This is a genomic window from Mangrovibacter plantisponsor (assembly GCF_003182475.1).
Classification (GTDB): Bacteria; Pseudomonadota; Gammaproteobacteria; order Enterobacterales; family Enterobacteriaceae; genus Mangrovibacter; species Mangrovibacter plantisponsor.
This window is the reverse complement of sequence record NZ_QGTS01000004.1, coordinates 83,276-101,263: the sequence shown is the minus strand read 5'-3', so window position 1 is coordinate 101,263 and position 17,988 is coordinate 83,276. Positions and strand designations below refer to the sequence as shown.

Here is a 17,988-nt window from a genome sequence, read left to right as displayed (position 1 = left end):
TGTATTTATACAGTAACATCATGAGGGGGGCAAGTTAATTAATCAGGGTTTAATACTCCAGTTAAGAACTTCCCCGGCAAGGAACGGTACCAGCGTATCGTTTTCCAGTGAAATTTCTTCCGGCATCACTTCTTCACGGCGCACCAGTGTCAGAGTGTCTTCGTTTACTGGCAGCCCATAAAAACGCGGGCCGTTGAATGAACAAAATGCTTCGAAGTGCTGCATAGCATTCATTTCTTCGAACACTGTCGCGTAAATAGCCAGCGCAGAAGGTGCATTAAAGCAACCGGCACAACCGCAGCTGGCTTCTTTACGGTGTTTGCCATGTGGCGCTGAGTCTGTGCCTAAAAACACCCGGTCACAGCCGCTGGCAACTAACTCACGCAATGCGGCCTGGTGCACATTACGCTTGAGAATTGGCAGGCAATAGAAATGTGGGCGAACACCACCAACCAACATGTGGTTACGGTTGAACATCAGGTGTTGTGGCGTAATGGTGGCCGCCAGTAATGAATTACCTTCGCGCACATACTGGGCGGCTTCTTTCGTTGTGATATGTTCAAAAACCACGCGCAATGCCGGGAAACGTTGGCGCAACGGTTCCATTACCGTTTCAATAAAACGGGCTTCTCTGTCGAAAATATCTATATCGGCGTGGGTAACCTCACCATGCACCAGCAGCGGCATACCGATCTTTTCCATGCGGGCCAGCACCGGATTAATGGCATCAATACTGCTGACACCATGGCTTGAATTGGTGGTGGCATTGGCAGGATACAGTTTTGCCGCCGTGAATACGCCCTGAACAAAACCTTTCTCCAGTTCGTCGGGATCCAGGCTGTCAGTCAGGTAGCAGGTCATCAGTGGTTCAAACTGATGGTCGTCGGGAACGGCATCGAGAATACGCTGGCGGTACGCTATCGCGGCTTCTACCGTGGTCACCGGTGGCACCAGGTTTGGCATAACAATCGCACGGCGGTAGACAGCGCTGGTATAAGGCACAACAGCGCGTAGCATGTCGCCATCACGTAAGTGGAGGTGCCAGTCATCTGGGCGGCGGATAGTTAATACCTGGGGTGTAGTCATGAAGTGCTCCGGCGTTGGAAAAGTCAGACACGTGTTCGTGGGCTTCAGCCGGGCACAAAGGATAAGCGGAAACGTTTACGTTTGCACCTTTTTCTGCACAAATTTATTTGCCCGCCAGTTGGGCGGGCAGAAGAGCTGCATTACAGCAGGGGAATGACAATTTCACCCGGCTTCACTTCAATACCTTTGGCGTATTTTTTCGCCAGCTTTTCGCCGTTACTGCGATCGTCCTTCAGGACATACGCCGGATTTTTTTCGAACCAGGCGCGAAGTGAATCATTCAAATAAGGGTTAAGGGTTTGCAATACCGTTTGCATTTTTTGCGGCTGTACATCGGTATCGGTGACTTCAAGGTCTTTCAGGTAAATGGCACCTTGTTCTGCATTAAATGAAGGCGTTGCTTTCAGCGTTAGTTTCATTAACGCTTGTTGGTTGCCAAAAATGGATGTCAGTTTGATATCTGCATCACCGGTGAGCTTCACTTTACCTGGCTCCTCGCGGCCAATTTGCGTTTGCAGGTTAGACAACACAATGTGTGCGTCAGCAACACCAGGTAAACCGATGGTTTTGTTGTACTGGTCATGCTTCACCAGAGCCTGGTTAATTTCCTGCTCAGTGATGGTGTACTGTGTCAGTTGGTTGCAGGCAACCAGTAAACTTGCGCAAAGCGCCACCATACCTAAGAACACTTTCTTCATCTATATCCTCGACTTTCTTCATAAGCCAGTTTGCTGACATAACCAGCATCAAGTATTTTTCTCTGGCAGGCCAGAAGAATAACCTGAAATGTATTACCAGGTCTTGCCCCGCACTTTACTGACAAGCGGTACAACAAATGTTACGGGTTGGGGGCAATGCCCTGTTGACGGGATGCTACCTGGCTGAATTGCCACCATAACCCGGCAAATGTGGCGATACCGATAAAGGCCAGAACCAGCCAGGGCAACGTTGGAAGATTGAGTGCTTTGCCTGTATCCAGCAGCCAGCCGCCCCCGGCATAACCCAGTGCGCCGCCAAAAGCCAGCCCCAACCGGCTGAACCCCATATAACTACCACGGGCCCGTGGGTCGGCCAGTGATGCACCTAAGGTTTCCCTTGCGGGTTCTGCAATAATTGAACCGAGATAAAACAGGCAGATAAGGAGTAGCAGTTGGTGCAAATTCGTGACCAGCCCGACGGGCAACAGGCTAAGGCTCATGATCAGCAAGCCAGCCATCAGGCGCTGCTCAAGGCGAAACCGTTTCTCAGACCAGCGGGCGATGGGGTACAGCAGTGTCAGTGACAGGCAGGCTTCAATGGCGTACATCCATTTTACTGCCGCAGGTGTACCCGCAATATCATTAACCATCACTGGCAGCATCAGCATCACCTGGACGCCCAACATGTAGTAGCCGGTGAGTGTCAGAACGTATGCTACAAAACGGTGGTCCTTCATGACACGCTGCATGCCAGCACGTAACGGAGCCCGGGTAGTAGAAAGCTTGTAACGGGGCAGCAAAAACGCATTACACCCTGCACACAGAATAAAGAGTACGGCACCGGTCCAGCATACCAGGCGAAAATCATATTGCAGTAACCAGCTTCCCAGCATGGCACCGATAACTGCACCTGCGCTGTCCTGCATCATCAGAATAGAGAAAAAACGCCCCCGTTGTGCCGGGCGAATCAGTTTTACCACCAGCGCCGAGCGTGGCGGGTCGAATAGTGTCCCCCCCAGGCCTGACAGCAGGCAGGATACCCACAAAACCCAGGGGTCGTGAGCCACAGCCATGGCGACAAAACCGCCCGCACGCATCAGCATGCCGGTTACAATCATCGGCCTGGCCCCAAAACGGTCCGCAAAAGCGCCGCCAAAGATCCCCAGGCCTTGCTGAATTAGCTGGCGCAGGCCCAGACCAATGCCAACCAATAAGGCAGCCCAGCCAAGCCGGTCAACAAAATGAATAGAGATAAGTGGAAAAACGACAAAGAAGCCAAGTACTACCAGCATATTGTCGAGAAGAAGGAATGCTTTACCCAGGTTCCTTGCCTGCTTCACGCGCGCCATTTCCCCTCCAGGGGAATGAAAGATAAGAAACTTATCATCGCTGATTTCTCTGTTCTTGCCCAGAGAGCCACAAAGATATTTTTATTGGCTGCGATAACTCTCATTTGTGAATAAAATCAAAAAAGTGCCTGGTTCTTTCCAGGCAGCACAACGCGCTTTTTATTATGATGCTCTGCACTATACTCGTCATCAGTATACGAGTGAGGTTAACGACAGGGAATTTTGGCACAGGAAGCCCTGAAACAGGAGTGGGGAGATGTTTGGCTATCGTAGCAATGTACCTAAGGTCAGGCTGACCACAGACCGGCTGGTTGTACGGCTGGTGTATGACAGAGATGCGTTCCGGTTAGCAGAGTATTATGCGCAAAACCGTGTGTTCCTGAAGCCCTGGGAGCCCATACGCGATGAAAGCCATTGTTATCCTTCAGGCTGGCAAGCCCGGTTAAGCATGATTAATGAGCTGCATAAACAGGGGGGCGCGTATTATTTTGCGTTACTTGACCCGGACGAAAAAGAAATCTGTGGTGTCGCAAATTTTTCCAATGTGGTGCGTGGTGCCTTTCATGCCTGTTATCTGGGGTATTCGTTAGGGGAAAAATGGCAGGGCAAGGGATTGATGTTCGAGGCTTTGACCAGCGCGTTACGTTATATGCAGCGGACCCAGAATATTCACCGGATTATGGCAAATTACATGCCGCATAATAATCGCAGTGGTAATTTACTGGCGCGTCTGGGGTTTGAAAAAGAAGGCTACGCCAAAAATTATTTGCTAATTGATGGTCAATGGCAGGATCACGTTCTTACCGCCCTGACCACCAAAGACTGGACCCCCGGGCGTTAAAAGGAGAGGGCATGAAACATCAATTTTCCCCAGAGGAAGCTCGCGTGATTGGCGTCTTGCTGGAAAAGCAAGTGACTACGCCAGAACAATATCCATTGTCGCTCAACGCTATTGTCACCGGGTGTAATCAGAAAACTAACCGTGAACCGGTGATGTCGCTAAGTGATGCAGATGTTCAGTCTGTGGTGGATGAACTGGTGCGCCGCCATCATGTCAGCCCGCAAAGTGGCTTTGGGAACCGGGTGACCAAATATGAGCAGCGTTTTTGTAATTCAGAGTTTGGGCAATTAAAACTTTCCGGCGCTCAGGTAGCTTTGCTGGCAACCTTGTTACTCCGTGGCCCACAAACGCCCGGTGAATTACGGATGCGTGCAGCGCGTATGCATGATTTTGCCGATATGCAGGAAGTTGAACAAACACTGGAGGCGCTGGTCAGCCGTGACGATGGCCCGATGGTGGTGAAACTGCCTCGTGAACCCGGTAAGCGTGAGCATCGTTACCAACATTTGTTTGGTGACGGGAGTGAACCGGTCGTTGTGTCTGTGGGTAGTGAAAGCGAGGTGGACTCGGGTAGCCTGGTACAACGTGTTGCTGTACTGGAAGACGAACTGGCTGCGTTAAAAGCGCGGCTTGAAGCTGCGGGGTTATAATGGGCAAATTACGGGTGGGAATTGCCGGGCTTGGTAATATAGCTCAGAAAGCCTGGTTGCCAGTGCTGGCTCATGAGCAAGGGTGGCAAATAACAGGAGCCTGGTCGCCAGGCCAGGAGAAAGCCCTGCGTGTTTGTGAAGCCTGGAGAATACCCTGCGCGGCGAGCCTTGCCGATGTACTGGCTGGTTGCGATGCCCTGTTTGTCCATACCGCAACCCACAGCCATTATGATGTCGTCAGTGCAGCACTCCGGGCAGGGGTGCACGTCTGCGTAGATAAACCCCTTGCTGCAACACTCAGTGATGCAGAGAAACTGGTCTCCCTGGCCCGCCAGAAACAGTGTGCGCTGATGGTCGGTTTTAACCGGCGTTTTGCGCCGCATTACCAGGCCCTCAAGTCTCGTGTTACAGGTAACCTGGCTTCGCTACGTATGGAAAAGCACCGTGCAGACAGTGTTGGGCCGCAGGATTTGCATTTCACATTGCTGGATGACTACCTGCATGTGGTTGATACCGCGCTTTGGCTGGCTGGTGGTGAAGGCCGGGTAACCAGTGGGCGCATTCAAACCAATGAGAGCGGTGAAATGTTGTATGCTGAACACCATTTCGCTGTGCAACAGTCATTGGTTACCACCAGTATGCACCGCCGGGCAGGCAGCCAGGCTGAAACTATTCAGGCTGTGACGGATGGCGGTTTGTTTTGGGTTAAAGAAATGCGCGAGTGGACTCAGGAATGTGGGCAGGGTGTGGTATCGGTACCTGTGCCGGGCTGGCAATCCACGCTTGAACAGCGCGGGTTTTATGGTTGTGTTCAGCATTTTATTTCCTGTGTGGAAAACCAGACTGCGCCACAAACATCCGGTGACCAGGCAGTGCTGGCGCAGCGTATTGTTGAAAAGTTGTGGCGCGAAGCAATAAGTGAATAACCCGGTGGTTATGTCCTGTAACGCTCTGTGGCTGGTTTTTTGCGTTTCCTCTCAGGTAGACTAGGCGGCCTTGTGGCTTTGCGGTGGCTGGGGATTACTGGTAAGTAAAGCAATACATAGCCAGGCCATGCTGGTAGTAAATAAAAATTGTGCGTATCGACTCTGTGGTGGCATGTCCGGCCAGTTAGTGGGTAACCCTGGCGTTGCTCAGTAACCTCATAAGGTTTGTCATCAGTCTGGCGCCTGCTTTGCAGGCGTTGTTGTTTTTGTGGAAACCGTACTGTAATGAACTTGTTAAAATCGCTGGCTGCGGTCAGTTCGATGACGATGTTTTCCCGTGTTCTCGGGTTTGCCCGCGATGCAATCGTCGCCCGGGTTTTTGGCGCAGGGATGGCGACAGATGCTTTCTTTGTTGCTTTTAAACTCCCTAATTTGCTGCGGCGCATTTTTGCTGAAGGGGCTTTTTCTCAGGCTTTCGTTCCTATTCTTGCTGAATACAAAAGTAAAGAGGGTGAGGAAGCAACGCGGGTATTTATTGCCTATGTGTCGGGCCTGCTCACACTGGCGCTGGCGTTGGTTACTGTTGTTGGGATGCTGGCAGCTCCCTGGGTGATTATGATCACCGCGCCAGGGTTTGCTGATACGGCAGACAAGTTCGCACTGACTTCGCAACTGCTGCGGATAACCTTTCCTTATATTCTGCTTATCTCACTGGCGTCACTGGTGGGGGCCATTCTTAACACCTGGAACCGGTTTTCCGTTCCGGCGTTCGCACCGACATTGCTCAATGTCAGTATGATAGGCTTCGCGCTGTTTGCGGCGCCCCATTTCCACCCACCCGTGCTGGCTCTGGCCTGGGCGGTTACTGTGGGTGGGGTATTGCAGTTGTTTTATCAATTACCGCATTTGCGCAAAATCGGCATGCTGGTTTTGCCGCGTATCAGTTTTAAAAACGAAGGGGCGATTCGTGTATTGCGCCAGATGGGGCCTGCTATTCTGGGGGTTTCCGTCAGCCAGATATCGCTCATCATTAATACTATTTTTGCGTCTTTCCTGGCTTCTGGCTCGGTTTCCTGGATGTACTACGCAGACCGCCTGATGGAGTTCCCTTCTGGCGTACTGGGTGTGGCGCTGGGGACGATTCTGTTGCCATCGCTGTCGAAAAGTTTCGCCAGTGGTAATCATGAAGAATATAACCGCCTGATGGACTGGGGTCTGCGCCTGTGTTTCCTGCTGGCATTGCCCAGTGCGGTGGCGCTGGGTGTGCTCTCTAAACCGCTTACGGTATCGTTGTTCCAGTATGGAAAATTTACGGCGTTTGACGCACAGATGACTCAGCGGGCTTTGATTGCTTATTCCGTTGGTCTGATGGGGCTGATTGTGGTGAAGGTGCTGGCACCAGGGTTTTATTCCCGCCAGGATATTAAAACGCCGGTAAAAATCGCGATGGTTACGCTCATCATGACTCAGGTAATGAACCTGGCGTTTATTGGCCCGCTTAAACATGCCGGTTTGTCGTTATCTATTGGCCTTGCCGCCTGCCTGAATGCTGCTTTGCTGTACTGGCAATTACGCAAAAAAGGGATTTTTACACCTGAACCGGGCTGGCGCTTGTTTCTGTTTCGCCTGGTGTGTGCGGTAGTCGTTATGGCTGTGGTGCTGGTTGGGGTGATGTCTGTCATGCCAGCATGGCACTCGGGTGGTATGCCTGAACGCCTGTTGCGCCTGGTGGCAGTGGTTGTAGCCGGTGTTGTGGCTTACTTTGCCACTCTGTTGGTGCTGGGATTTAAGATAAAGGAATTCGCCCGCAGAACGTTGTAGCAGGGAAAGGGGTTAAGAACGTGAGCCCCCTGGTGGAGGGGGCTTAATCAGACGCTAAATTTTTTACCGCTGCGGTTAGGTGTGGCCGTTTGTCCGTCAGAGCCGTACAAGCCAGGCTCCTGATGGGGGCGCAACACTTCCAGCGCGTCTTTATTTCGCTCCAGTTGGCCTTCAAGCAGCCAGCCGTTGTGGGTGTTCAGGTCGTTCAGATAACGAGTTTTTTTCTTGATAGTCTGCCAGCGCAACTCTACCGGGTCATCATTGGCTGCAGCATGACGGGGGCGTTGCTCCATCCGCCGCAACTGTTCCAGGTAGTCGAGAGTTGCGAGTAACGAGCTTTTCTCTTCGGTGATGCGCTGTAACGCAACACCATTGACAAAACCCGCAGAGAGCTGGGCCTGTTCCGCGTCCAGAACGCGTTTAAGGTCATTCAGCACTGAAGTCATTTGATCCATCAGTTCTAACAGGCGGCTCATGGCAGCATTACTCTTCTAAATAGCTTTTCGCATCCTGAATCAGCGCATCGGCAATTTTACCGGTGTCCATTTTCAGTTCGCCATTTTTGATGGCAGTTTTGATAGCTTCAACCCGTTCCATGTTGATATCACTGGAACCTGGTTGCATCAGTTTGGACTGAGCGTCACTCAGGGTGACAGTGCTGCTGGTCTCAGAGCCAGTTTTGTTCAGGCGTACTTTCGCCGAAGTTGTGTCACTGCTTTCGCGTGTTTGAACAGTGCTCACGGGTTTTAGTGGTGATGTGCGCTCAATGCTCATATCTGTGTCCTCTGTGGTGGTCGCGCCGGGCGATACCTGTCATCTCGTTTCGTTGCTAATTTTTATCGGCAGCCTGAACAGAATCTTTAAGAGATTATAGATTAATAAGAATATTCCCATCACTGTCGACAGTCCCGCTGACCACCTGGCCTGACGACATTCTGACACGGGCATTTTGTGTGACTGCAGCATTGTTTAATGCCTTGCCTTCACTGTTCACGCTAAACCCTTGTCCCGCCGCAATAACTTGTACTTTTTGACCGGCTTTTACCCGCCACTGAACACGCAACATAGTGCGCATGATGGGTTGACCTGCGGCAATATTACGCAGTGTAACGGCATTGAGCGCATCGTCTACAGAAAACAGTGTATTCGGAGGTAACAGGTCCAGACGGCCATATTTTAGCTCGACGTCCCCCGGTGTTACCGGCGCCCCGCGCTCTAAAACCTGGCTTGCCACCACATAGTTCCCACTGGCCTGGACAGAAACCAGCACATAACGCTGCTGGCTACCGCAGCGCATCATCACACTCAGGTTACCCCAAAAACGCCCGGTTGCTGGCAGGCGGAATTCAGGGTTAGCGCACTGAGGTAATTGCGCCTGGGGCGAGTTGATTTTCACCTTCACGTCATCACTGACCCCCGCCAGGCGCTGTTGAAAAAAAGCATCCATCTGGGAATCAAGTTCACCTGCCAGGCAGGTAAGCGGTAGTGCAGCGACAAGCACTGCAACAGTGCTGAGTATTCGGGAAAACATAAGCACCTCCAGTTAGGGATGTTAAGGATTCTACCTGGAAGCAAAGTATTTCAAGGCGACAAATAGCGAAGCATTTTGCGTTTATTCCGTCGATAAAGCGCGCGCAAGGAGAATTAAGCTGTCGGCTATAACTCATCGTCTGCGCGGAGGAAACATGCTCGATAAACTGGATGCTGCACTGCGCTTTGGGCAGGAAGCACTCAACCTGCGGGCTCAGCGCCAGGAAGTTCTCGCCGGGAATATCGCTAATGCTGATACCCCGGGTTATCAGGCCCGTGATATCGACTTTTCCAGTGAACTGAAAAAAGTCATGGATCGCGGCAGGGCGGCGGAAGGGGGACTTTCCCTGACGCTGACATCATCACGGCATATTGCTGCTGAGACATCGTCTTCGCCATCAATGGATTTGATGTACCGGATCCCGGACCAGCCAGCAGCAGATGGCAATACCGTGGATATGAACCGTGAGAGGACAGCCTTTGCTGATAACAGCCTGAAATACCAGATGGACATCACCGCTATTACCGGCCAAATCAAAAGCATGATGTCTGTATTGCAACAACAGGGGTAACAGATGGCGCTTCTTAATATTTTCGATATTGCAGGTTCAGCGATGGCAGCACAGTCCGCCCGTCTGAACGTTGCAGCCAGTAACCTTGCGAATGCTGACAGCGTCGCAGGGCCAGACGGGCAACCTTATCGTGCCAAACAGGTGGTTTTCCAGGTCGATGCGCCTGTTGGTTCGCCAACCGGCGGTGTGAAGGTTGCAGGTGTCGTGGAAAGCCAGGACCCGTTCAAGATGGTTTACCAGCCGGGTAACCCGCTGGCAGATACCAACGGTTATGTGCGGATGCCGAATGTGGATGTTGTGGGAGAAATGGTTAACACCATGTCTGCATCGCGCAGTTATCAGGCTAACGTTGAAGTGCTCAACACTGTGAAAAGCATGATGTTGAAAACACTGACACTTGGTCAATAAAGGAGGAAACAATGTCTGTTTCAGTCAGTGTTAATGATACCAGCAGTGCGCTGGCGTCCAGTTCAGCAACCAGTTCGACCACATCATCCAGTGGCCTGACAACCAGTAGTGCAGACGATTTACAAGATGAGTTCCTGACATTACTTGTCGCTCAGATGAAAAACCAGGATCCGACCAACCCGATGGACAACAGCCAGTTGACCTCGCAGTTGGCTCAGATAAGCACCCTGAGCGGTATTGAAAAACTCAATACTACGTTGGGCTCTATTTCCGGACAAATTGATGACAGCCAGCAATTGCAGGCTTCTTCATTGATTGGCCATGGTGTCATGGTTACCGGTTCTACTGTACTGGCGGGCAGTGGTGCGACCACGCCGTTTGGTGTGGAACTGGAACAGGCATCAACCGCGACTACTGCCACGATTACTGACAGTAGCGGTAAAGTGGTGCAAACCATTAACCTTGGCGCGCTGAGCGCGGGTGTCCACACCTTCTCATGGGATGGCACAACATCTGATGGCTCAACGGTTGCGGATGGTTCTTACAATGTCACGGTTACAGCAACCAACGGCTCTACACAATTAACAGCCCAGCCACTGCAGTATGCGCTGGTCAATGGCATCACCAGTAGCAGCAGCGGTAATTTGCTCGATTTAGGTACCTACGGCACCACTACGCTTAGCGAAGTGCGTCAAATTCTCTAACTTAACCATCAGGGGTAGGACACATGTCTTTTTCTCAAGCGGTCAGTGGCCTTAACGCTGCTTCCAGTAACCTGGACGTTATCGGCAACAACATTGCCAACTCCGCCACATACGGGTTTAAGTCCTCCGGGATTGCCTTTGCCGATATGTTTGCCGGCGCCAGTTCCAAAGTGGGCCTGGGTGTAAAAGTAGCGGCTGTTATCCAGAACTTCTCGGATGGTACAGTAACCAATACCAGCCGTGGCCTGGACGTAGCTATTAACCAGAACGGTTTCTTCCGTATGACGGATGACGCCGGCTCGGTTTATTACAGCCGTAACGGCCAGTTGCAACTCGATGAAAACCGTAACCTGGTTAACTCACAGGGGTACTATGTCACGGGTTATCCGGCGAGTGGCACACCACCCACTATTAACCAGGGTGCAAACCCGGTAACGCTGTCTATTCCGAGCTCCCCAATGTCTGCGAAAACCACCACAACCGCAGCAATGGAAGTGCAACTGAATTCATCAGACGATGCAATTACCAGCACCTTCGATTCAACCGATTCCACCACGTATAACAAGAAAGGCACGATCACGGTGTATGACACCCAGGGTAACACCCATGATATGAACGTGTACTTTGTTAAAACTGCAGATAACACCTGGAGTGTTTACACCCAGGACAGTAGCGTCAGCGGTAGTTCATCATCTCTGTTGGGGACGATGAACTTTGACTCTAACGGTAACCTGACCAGTACTACAGACAGCACCGGTACGGCGACCGCCACTGCCGGTATCTTCCCGAGCCTGACCACCGACACCAGCAGTGGTGCCACGCCTGCCACATTCTCGCTGGATTTCACCGGTTCCATGCAGCAGAACTATGGTAGCAACAACATTGTTTCTACCTCTCAGGACGGTTACGCACCGGGCGAAATGGTGAGCTATGCCATCAATGACGACGGCACTATTAGCGGTACCTACTCCAACGGTGAATCCCAGTTACTGGGCCAGATTGCCCTGGCAAACTTTGCTAACCCGGAGGGCCTGCAGTCTGAAGGTGACAACCTGTGGAGTGCAACTTCATCTTCAGGTGCTGCGCTGTTAGGGATTGCTGGTACTGGTACGTTCGGCACATTGACCAGTGGGGCGCTGGAGTCTTCCAACGTTGATCTGAGTAAAGAGCTGGTGAATATGATTGTTGCGCAGCGTAACTATCAGTCAAACGCCCAGACGATTAAAACTCAGGATCAGATCCTTAACACGCTGGTTAACCTGCGTTAATCGACTGACGGGGTGGCTTAATGGATCACGCAATATATACCGCCATGGGCGCAGCCAGCCAGACGCTGGATTTACAGTCTGTGACGGCTAACAACATGGCTAACGCGTCGACACCTGGTTTTCGTAAACAACTTGAGGCACTGCGTGCAGTGCCGGTTGAAGGGTTATCGTTACCAACCCGCACACTGGTTGCTGCCTCTACACCAGGTTCGGATATGAGTACCGGTTCGATGGATTACACCGGCCGTAATCTGGATGTGGCAATGCAGCAGGATGGCTGGCTGGCAGTACGGACCCCGAATGGCCAGGAAGCCTACACCCGTAACGGTAATATGCAGGTGAACGTCAATGGGCAGTTGGAAGTGAATGGCAATCTGGTGATGGGTGATGGTGGTCCTGTTGCCGTTCCCCAGAATGCTGAGCTGACTATTGCTGCTGACGGCACCATCACTGCGCTAAACCCGGGGGACCCGCCTAATACCGCAGCGCCAATTGGCCGTCTGAAACTGGTTAAGGCTACAGACAAGGAAGTGGAGCGTGGTGATGACGGGTTGTTTCATCTCACCCAGCAGGCGCAGGCCACGCGTGGCGCCACACCTGCGGCGGACCCAACACTGAAAGTGATGGCGGGCGTGCTGGAGGGCAGTAATGTCAACGCCGTTGAAGCCATGGCTGACATGATTAGCAACTCGCGCCGTTTTGAGATGCAAATGAAAGTTATCAGCAATGTTGATGGTAACGAACAGCGTGCGAACCAACTGCTGTCACTGACTTAATAAAACAGGACTTCACCATGATCAGCTCATTATGGATCGCGAAAACCGGTCTGGATGCACAACAAACCAATATGGACGTCATTGCCAACAACCTGGCAAACGTCAGTACCAATGGTTTCAAACGCCAGCGTGCAGTGTTTGAAGATTTGCTGTACCAGACAGTACGTCAGCCTGGAGCACAGTCTTCTGAGCAAACAACATTACCGACGGGCCTGCAAATTGGTACCGGGGTTCGCCCGGTGGCAACGGAGCGTATTCATACCCAGGGTAACCTGAACCAGACCGATAACAGCAAAGATATTGCGATTAAAGGCGAAGGTTTTTTTGAAGTACAGCTCCCGGATGGCACCACAGCCTATACCCGTGACGGTTCATTTCAGCTCGATTCCAACGGGCAGTTAGTGACTAACGGCGGGTTCCCTGTGCAGCCGGCTATCACCATACCCAGTAATGCTCTGAGTATTACTGTGGCGCGTGATGGCGTGGTAAGTGTCACCCTGCAAGGGCAGACAGCAACACAACAGGTGGGGCAGTTGAACCTGGCGACGTTCATTAACACCTCCGGGCTCGAAAGTATTGGCGAAAACCTTTACACCGAAACCCAGGCTTCTGGTGCGCCGACAGAATCAACCCCGGGCCAGAACGGCGCCGGGCTGCTGTATCAGGGATATGTAGAAACCTCCAACGTTAACGTTGCCGAAGAACTGGTCAATATGATCCAGGTTCAGCGCGCCTACGAGATTAACAGTAAAGCGGTTTCCACAACGGACCAGATGCTGCAGAAACTGTCACAACTTTAAAATCTGGCCGGCTTCGCCGCCGGCTAATATTTTCTGAAGATAAACGTAATGCAAAACCGTAACCAGTGGTATCGACCGCTTGTCATTAGCCTGAGTGTCGCCCTCGGTGGCTGTTCACTGGTCCCGAGTAAGCCGCTTGTTCAGGGGCCAACTTCGGCACAGCCTATTCCAGGCCCGGTTCCGGCGGTCAATGGTTCTATTTTTCAGACTGTTCAGCCCATTAACTATGGGTATCAGCCATTATTTGAAGACCGTCGCCCGCGCAATATTGGTGACACGCTCACCATTAATCTCCAGGAAAACGTCAGTGCCAGCAAATCTTCTTCTTCAAACGCATCGCGTGATGGAAGCAGTAGTCTTGCAGTAACGACAGCGCCACGTTATTTACAGGGGTTATTTGGTAACGCTCGTGCTGACCTCGATATGGAAGGTAAAAACGATTTCACCGGCAAGGGGGGGTCCAGTGCGCAAAACACCTTTACCGGTACTCTGACGGTTACCGTAGACCAGGTTCTGGCCAACGGTAACCTCCATGTAGTGGGTGAAAAACAAATCGCGATTAACCAGGGTGCTGAGTTTATTCGCTTCTCCGGGGTGGTGAATCCACGGTTTATTTCAACCAGCAACACCGTCGCATCAACCCAGGTGGCTGATGCCCGTATTGAGTATGTCGGTAACGGCTATATCAATGAAGCGCAGCAAATGGGCTGGTTGCAACGTTTCTTCCTTAATGTCGCGCCGTTCTAAGCGAGGTGAATATGTTTAAGTCAATTTTCGCAATCGGATTGCTGCTGGTGGCAACACTGGCTCAGGCAGACCGCATTCGCGACCTCACCACTGTACAGGGCGTGCGTGATAACTCACTTATTGGCTATGGCCTGGTGGTAGGGCTGGATGGTACGGGTGACCAGACCACTCAGACTCCATTTACTACCCAGAGCCTGAATAACATGTTGTCACAACTGGGGATAACCGTTCCCAGTGGCACCAATATGCAGTTGAAAAACGTGGCAGCAGTAATGGTCACCGCAGACTTACCCGCGTTCTCCCGCCAGGGGCAGCGTATTGATGTAGTGGTTTCATCACTCGGTAATGCGAAAAGCCTGCGTGGTGGCACACTGCTGATGACGCCAATGAAAGGGGTGGATAACCAGGTCTATGCGCTGGCACAAGGTAATATCCTGATTGGTGGCGCGGGGGCATCTGCCGGTGGCAGTAGTGTTCAGGTTAACCAACTCAATGGTGGCCGGATTACTGGTGGGGCAGTGGTTGAGCGTGAATTACCCAGCAACTTTGGGCAAGGCAACAGCATCAACCTGCAACTCAACCAGGAGGACTTCAGCCTTGCACAGCAGATATCCGATACCATTAACCGCTCTCAAGGTTATGGCGTAGCGCAGGCTATTGATGCCCGTACTGTTCAAATTCGTGTTCCACCGGGAAACAGCTCCCAGGTGCGTTTCCTCGCGGATGTGCAAAACCTGCAGGTGAATGTACCGGTACAGGACGCCAAAGTGATTATCAACTCACGTACTGGTGCTGTAGTGATGAACCGCGAAGTGACTCTGGATAACTGTGCCGTTGCCCAGGGCAACTTGTCGGTAACCGTCAACCAGCAAAATGTGGTGAGCCAGCCCAATACGCCGTTCGCGGGTGGTCAAACAGTGGTAACGCCACAAACGCAGATTGATATGCGCCAGAGTGGTGGTGCACTGCGCCGCATCAACTCAAGCGCCAATCTGAACAATGTGGTTCGTGCCCTTAATGCGCTGGGTGCAACACCGATGGATTTGATGTCTATCCTGCAGGCTATGCAAAGTGCAGGTTGTCTGCGGGCGAAACTGGAGATTATCTGATGATTAATGATACCCAGTCTATGGCTGGCGCTGCGTGGGATGCGCAATCGCTGAATGAATTAAAACGGGCAGCAGCGAATGACCCTCAGGCTCACCTGAAAGCGGTAGCCAAAAAAGTTGAAGGGATGTTCGTGCAAATGGTACTGAAGAGTATGCGCCAGGCTTTGCCGAAAGATGACCTGCTCGACAATGACCAAACCCGTTTGTACACCAGTATGTACGACCAGCAGATTGCCGATGATCTCAGTGCTAAAGGCCTTGGTCTGGCAGACATGATGGTAAAACAGATGACCAATGGCACGCAGTCTCCGTCTGAAAAAGCGGGGACGGTGCCAATGAAACTCGATATGAACACCGTCATGCAGTATCAAACTCAGGAATTTACCCAACTGGTGCGTAAAGCCATTCCCAAGGCTCCGCCCAGTTCCGGGGCGATTGTCTCCTTTGCAGACAAAGACCTTGATGGTGACAGCAAAAACTTCCTGGCGCAGTTGTCTTTACCCGCCAAACTCGCCAGCGAACAAAGTGGCATTCCTCACCACCTGATTCTGGCGCAGGCTGCGCTGGAATCAGGCTGGGGGCAACGCCAGATTCGCACGGCCAGTGGTGCACCCAGCTTCAATATTTTTGGGGTGAAAGCAACCGGCAACTGGAAAGGGCCAACTACCGAAATCACCACCACTGAATTTGAAAATGGCCAGGCGAAAAAAGTGAAAGCTGCGTTCCGTGTGTACAGTTCGTATCTGGAAGCGCTGTCAGATTATGTGGGCCTGCTGAGTAAAAATCCGCGTTATGCAGCGGTGACTACAGCGGCAACAGCGGAGCAGGGCGCTCAGGCATTGCAACGCGCTGGTTATGCAACGGATCCAGGTTACGCCAGCAAGCTTACCTCATTGATTCAGCAGCTAAAATCTATGAGCGATAAGGTCTCTAAAGCGTATAACAATGATTTAAGCAATTTGTTCTGATTAGCCTCAAGTCCTGGCCTGTGCTGCCGATAATCTCTGTCAGGACCCGTGATTAAACGCTCAAAAGGAAACACCATGTCCAGTAGCCTGATCAACAGCGCGATGAGCGGACTGACTGCCGCACAGACCGCGCTGAATACGGTAAGTAATAACATTTCGAACTATAACGTCACCGGTTATAGCCGCCAGACCACCGTACTGGCCCAGTCTAATAGCACCCTTTCCGGTAATAGCTGGATTGGTAATGGCGTGTATGTCAGTGGTGTTCAGCGTGAATACGATCAGTTTATTACCAACCAGTTGCGCCAGGCGTCGAATCAAAGCAGTGCGTTGTCCAGCCGTTATGACCAGGTTTCACAAATAGATGACCTGTTGTCCAGTACAACCACCAGTATTTCAACATCGTTACAGAGTTTTTTTTCTGCGTTAACCACATTGACCAGTAATGCCAATGACTCCTCTGCCCGCGAAGCGTTAATCGGCCAGGCCCAGGGGTTGGTAAACCAGTTCAAAACCACTGATAACTACCTGCGCAGCATGGACAGCCAGGTAAACAGTGCTATTGAGTCCAGTGTTCAGGAAATTAACACCTATACCAGCCAGATTGCTGATCTGAATAAAAAGATTGCGCAAATGACGGCGACAGGCGGCGGTGCCAGTCCGAACGACTTGTTGGACCAACGCGACCAACTGGTGAATGAACTGAATAACATCGTGGGTGTGACAGTCACAATCCAGGATGGAAATACTTATAACGTGAGCTTGGGTAATGGTACGTCTCTGGTTCAGGGATCGCGTTCATTCCAACTGGCGGCAGTTGCGTCAAGTGCTGATCCTGGCCGCACAACCGTTGCGTATGTTGATGAAGCCGCAGGAAACGTCGAAATTCCTGAAAGCCAGTTAACAACCGGCTCTTTGGGTGGATTACTGACTTTCCGTTCAACAGACCTGGATGCAGCACGTAACCGCCTTGGGCAACTGGCATTATCCTTTGCAGATGCATTCAATACTCAGCATGAAGCGGGTTTTGACGCCAATGGCGATGCAGGCGAAGCGTTCTTTGCTGTTGGCGCACCTGCGGTGGTGAGCAATGCGAAAAATACCAGCTCCACAACTTTGACGGCGGAGGTCACAGACAGCTCTGCCGTTCTGGCAACTAATTATAAAGTGACCTGGAGTGGCTCTGCCTGGACGGTTACCCGTACATCAGACAATACCACAGTAACACCGACAACCGGCACTGATGGCAGTGGTAATACGACACTGGCTTTTGATGGCCTGACGGTGACCGTTGATGGTTCACCTGATGCCAAAGACAGCTTTGTTGTTAAACCGGTAACCAACACTATCGTCAATATGGCCGTTTCAGTAACAGATGAAGCGAAAGTGGCGCTGGCGAGTTCAGCGACCTCCGGCGAGAGTGATAACACCAACGCCCAGGCGCTGCTTGATTTGCAGGACAAGAGCATAGTAGGTGGTAACAAAACCTTCAACGATGCTTACGCAAGCCTGGTGTCTCTGGTCGGTAACACCACCAGTACACTGAAAACAACCAGTACAACGCAGGCTAATGTGGTTACGCAGTTGACCAACCAGCAACAATCTGTTTCTGGTGTGAACCTGGATGAAGAGTACGCCAACCTGCAGCGTTTTCAGCAGTATTATCTGGCGAACTCACAGGTGTTGAAAACAGCATCAACGATTTTTGACGCGCTGCTATCCATTAATTCATAGG

20 protein-coding genes are annotated in these 17,988 nt (G+C 51.7%); 14 read left to right on the top strand and 6 right to left on the bottom strand.

Features of this window, described 5'->3' with window-relative positions:
* Positions 1-42: 42 nt before the first annotated feature.
* The 3 genes from pyrC to mdtH all read right to left on the bottom strand — a co-directional run bounded on the left by pyrC (position 43) and on the right by mdtH (position 3,133).
* Positions 43-1,086, bottom strand: coding sequence for a dihydroorotase (gene pyrC, locus DES37_RS07325; protein WP_036108132.1), 1,044 nt, complete (start codon positions 1,084-1,086; stop codon positions 43-45).
* Between the two features lie 140 nt (positions 1,087-1,226).
* Positions 1,227-1,784: a lipoprotein gene (locus DES37_RS07320; protein ID WP_110025382.1), complete on the bottom strand. Its 558-nt coding sequence runs from the start codon at positions 1,782-1,784 to the stop codon at positions 1,227-1,229.
* A 140-nt stretch (positions 1,785-1,924) separates the two neighbouring features.
* Positions 1,925-3,133, bottom strand: a complete 1,209-nt coding sequence (gene mdtH, locus DES37_RS07315) for a multidrug efflux MFS transporter MdtH (RefSeq protein WP_110025381.1) — start codon at positions 3,131-3,133, stop codon at positions 1,925-1,927.
* A gap of 256 nt (positions 3,134-3,389) precedes the next feature.
* Here mdtH and rimJ point away from each other — a divergent pair, with 256 nt between their 5' ends.
* From rimJ to murJ, 4 genes are all read left to right on the top strand, one after another.
* Complete coding sequence (gene rimJ / locus DES37_RS07310) at positions 3,390-3,974, top strand: ribosomal protein S5-alanine N-acetyltransferase (protein ID WP_036108135.1); 585 nt, start codon at positions 3,390-3,392, stop codon at positions 3,972-3,974.
* An 11-nt stretch (positions 3,975-3,985) separates the two neighbouring features.
* Positions 3,986-4,624, top strand: coding sequence for a DUF480 domain-containing protein (locus DES37_RS07305; protein WP_110025380.1), 639 nt, complete (start codon positions 3,986-3,988; stop codon positions 4,622-4,624).
* A complete protein-coding gene (locus DES37_RS07300; protein ID WP_110025379.1) occupies positions 4,624-5,550 on the top strand; it encodes a Gfo/Idh/MocA family protein in 927 nt (308 codons plus the stop codon). Before DES37_RS07305 ends, DES37_RS07300 begins: the two co-directional genes overlap by 1 nt.
* A gap of 285 nt (positions 5,551-5,835) precedes the next feature.
* Complete coding sequence (gene murJ, locus DES37_RS07295) at positions 5,836-7,371, top strand: murein biosynthesis integral membrane protein MurJ (protein WP_110025378.1); 1,536 nt, start codon at positions 5,836-5,838, stop codon at positions 7,369-7,371.
* Between the two features lie 47 nt (positions 7,372-7,418).
* On the opposite strand, the gene flgN is transcribed toward murJ, so the two are convergent.
* From flgN to flgA, 3 genes are all read right to left on the bottom strand, one after another.
* Positions 7,419-7,847 carry a flagella biosynthesis chaperone FlgN gene (gene flgN, locus DES37_RS07290; RefSeq protein WP_036108141.1) on the bottom strand — a complete coding sequence of 143 codons (429 nt, stop codon included), beginning with the start codon at positions 7,845-7,847 and terminating at the stop codon, positions 7,419-7,421.
* Between the two features lie 7 nt (positions 7,848-7,854).
* The gene (gene flgM, locus DES37_RS07285) at positions 7,855-8,145 is read right to left on the bottom strand and encodes a flagellar biosynthesis anti-sigma factor FlgM (protein WP_036108144.1); all 291 of its coding nucleotides are present in this window, start codon (positions 8,143-8,145) and stop codon (positions 7,855-7,857) included.
* A gap of 94 nt (positions 8,146-8,239) precedes the next feature.
* Positions 8,240-8,902 carry a flagellar basal body P-ring formation chaperone FlgA gene (flgA, locus tag DES37_RS07280; RefSeq protein ID WP_036108147.1) on the bottom strand — a complete coding sequence of 221 codons (663 nt, stop codon included), beginning with the start codon at positions 8,900-8,902 and terminating at the stop codon, positions 8,240-8,242.
* Between the two features lie 154 nt (positions 8,903-9,056).
* Between flgA and flgB the strand changes: the two genes are divergently transcribed.
* The 10 genes from flgB (at position 9,057) to flgK (ending at position 17,987) form a co-directional block, all read left to right on the top strand.
* A complete protein-coding gene (gene flgB / locus DES37_RS07275; RefSeq protein ID WP_036108149.1) occupies positions 9,057-9,473 on the top strand; it encodes a flagellar basal body rod protein FlgB in 417 nt (138 codons plus the stop codon).
* Between the two features lie 3 nt (positions 9,474-9,476).
* Positions 9,477-9,881, top strand: coding sequence for a flagellar basal body rod protein FlgC (gene flgC / locus DES37_RS07270; protein WP_036108152.1), 405 nt, complete (start codon positions 9,477-9,479; stop codon positions 9,879-9,881).
* A gap of 11 nt (positions 9,882-9,892) precedes the next feature.
* Positions 9,893-10,585, top strand: coding sequence for a flagellar hook assembly protein FlgD (gene flgD / locus DES37_RS07265; RefSeq protein ID WP_110025377.1), 693 nt, complete (start codon positions 9,893-9,895; stop codon positions 10,583-10,585).
* A 23-nt stretch (positions 10,586-10,608) separates the two neighbouring features.
* Entirely contained in the window at positions 10,609-11,853 is a 1,245-nt protein-coding gene (gene flgE / locus DES37_RS07260; RefSeq protein WP_036108157.1) for a flagellar hook protein FlgE, read from the top strand.
* A gap of 20 nt (positions 11,854-11,873) precedes the next feature.
* Complete coding sequence (locus DES37_RS07255; RefSeq protein ID WP_036108160.1) at positions 11,874-12,629, top strand: flagellar basal body rod protein FlgF; 756 nt, start codon at positions 11,874-11,876, stop codon at positions 12,627-12,629.
* A 17-nt stretch (positions 12,630-12,646) separates the two neighbouring features.
* Positions 12,647-13,429 carry a flagellar basal-body rod protein FlgG gene (gene flgG / locus DES37_RS07250; protein ID WP_036108162.1) on the top strand — a complete coding sequence of 261 codons (783 nt, stop codon included), beginning with the start codon at positions 12,647-12,649 and terminating at the stop codon, positions 13,427-13,429.
* Between the two features lie 48 nt (positions 13,430-13,477).
* A complete protein-coding gene (locus DES37_RS07245) occupies positions 13,478-14,176 on the top strand; it encodes a flagellar basal body L-ring protein FlgH (RefSeq protein ID WP_110025376.1) in 699 nt (232 codons plus the stop codon).
* An 11-nt stretch (positions 14,177-14,187) separates the two neighbouring features.
* The gene (locus tag DES37_RS07240; protein WP_036108168.1) at positions 14,188-15,285 is read left to right on the top strand and encodes a flagellar basal body P-ring protein FlgI; all 1,098 of its coding nucleotides are present in this window, start codon (positions 14,188-14,190) and stop codon (positions 15,283-15,285) included.
* Positions 15,285-16,253, top strand: a complete 969-nt coding sequence (gene flgJ / locus DES37_RS07235) for a flagellar assembly peptidoglycan hydrolase FlgJ (RefSeq protein WP_036108171.1) — start codon at positions 15,285-15,287, stop codon at positions 16,251-16,253. Before DES37_RS07240 ends, flgJ begins: the two co-directional genes overlap by 1 nt.
* Before the next feature lie 75 nt (positions 16,254-16,328).
* On the top strand, positions 16,329-17,987 hold the full coding sequence (flgK, locus tag DES37_RS07230) for a flagellar hook-associated protein FlgK (RefSeq protein WP_110025375.1): 1,659 nt from the start codon (positions 16,329-16,331) through the stop codon (positions 17,985-17,987).
* The last annotated feature ends 1 nt before the right edge of the window (position 17,988 follow it).